The sequence below is a fragment of the Nocardiopsis lucentensis DSM 44048 genome (assembly GCF_000341125.1).
Taxonomy (GTDB): Bacteria; Actinomycetota; Actinomycetes; order Streptosporangiales; family Streptosporangiaceae; genus Nocardiopsis; species Nocardiopsis lucentensis.
Map to the genome: position 1 here is coordinate 1 of NZ_ANBC01000095.1, position 756 is coordinate 756.

1 protein-coding gene and 1 pseudogene are annotated in these 756 nt (G+C 74.6%); one reads left to right on the forward strand and one right to left on the reverse strand.

Annotated features, from left to right (window positions below; translation table 11 throughout):
* Positions 1 to 352: dihydrofolate reductase family protein (locus D471_RS0102970; protein WP_017597248.1), on the forward strand; the 352-nt coding region annotated here is incomplete at its 5' end.
* 74 nt (positions 353 to 426) lie between these two features.
* On the opposite strand, the pseudogene D471_RS39965 reads toward D471_RS0102970, so the two are convergent.
* A pseudogene (locus tag D471_RS39965) lies at positions 427 to 756 on the reverse strand (PrsW family intramembrane metalloprotease); the annotation flags it as partial.

A 756-nucleotide genomic window follows, 5' to 3' on the forward strand; every position in this document is an offset into this window, starting at 1 on the left:
CCTGCTGGTCACCTGCGAGGCCGCGGGTCCGGAGGCGCTGGACCGGGCGCGCCGTGTGATCGGCCCCGACCGGGTGATCGTGGTCGGGGAGGGGAGCGTGGACCTGCCCGCCGCCGTCGACGCCCTGCACGCCCGCGGCCTGTCGCGGATCCTGTGCGAGGGCGGGCCCCGTCTGCTGCGTGACGTGGCGGCCGCGGACGTGCTCGACGAGCTGTGTCTGACCGTCGTGCCCCTCCTCGCCGCGGGAGTGCAGCAGCGCGTCACGGTGGGGGCCGGGGTGGACCGGACACTGGTCCCCCGACTGGTGGTCGAACAGGACGGCACCCTGCTGCACCGCTGGATGCGTCCCTAGGCCGTGTTCGTTTCGGGCCTGCCGCTTCGTCTCGGCCCGTGTTCGGGTGACCGCTCCACGAAACGGCACCCGTCTCAGGCTTCGTCCCGGGCCACGCGGTCCTCGGCGGCAGTGAGCATCCGCTCCTGCCGGTCCAGCACCGCCGGCTGCTCGGGCAGCGCGACGTCCTGGACCGCCCGGCGCCGACCGTGCCGCGTGACCAGGGCGACGGCCGCCGGGCGCCGCATCCCCACGGCCTCGCCCTCGACGGCGAGCGCACGCCGCATCCGGCGCCGGTAGGAGTGCCGCACCGGGACGTAGACGGCCATGGTGCTGGCGAAGACCGCGGTGACCTTCACCAGGACGGCGACGATCCCCTCACCGAACAGCGGCGAGTCGAGCAGCCAGTGCTGGCCCATCGCGAG